General features: G+C 39.7%; 1 protein-coding gene. It reads left to right on the forward strand.

The annotated features are described in order from the left end of the window. On the forward strand, positions 1 to 574 hold a 574-nt coding region (locus A3761_RS03305; protein ID WP_156491555.1), incomplete at both ends, for a polysaccharide deacetylase family protein.

Genomic DNA, 574 nt, shown 5'->3' on the forward strand with positions numbered 1-574 from the left:
TTTCCTCCTATCTAATCTCTCAAAGTAAGAAAAGTAACATTAACATTGGCAATCAAAGCTTTCCTATTACCAATGCGCATGAAAAAGCAAGCTCTATTCAAGCCGCACTGGTTAGATTTAAATTAACACCATATGAGCATACAAAAGACCTGATCGAAGGACTATCTAACTCTTGTGAAGTAGCACTACCTTCTATAGAAGAGCAATCGGCTCAATGGATGAGCTGGGAACAAATTAAAAGCTTGCCGGAAGATAACGTAGCGATCGGCTCACACACCCACTCACATCGAGTATTAGCAACATTAGATGAACAAACTCAGTTTCAGGAACTTAAGGAGTCTAAAGAAATTTTGGAAGAAAAAGTGGGACGCACAGTTCAAAGCTTTTCTTACCCTGTTGGCGGATACGACCACTTCACCAGCAAAACAAAAGAACTTGTTAAGAAGGCAGGTTATAAAATAGGTTTTTCATACAATACAGGCTATAACAAGCAAGCAATAGATCCATTCGATATCAAGCGCTGCACCCTATCTAACAACTCCGCATACATGACCGGACAAATGCTATTACCATC

Source organism: Oleiphilus sp. HI0123 (assembly GCF_001635315.1).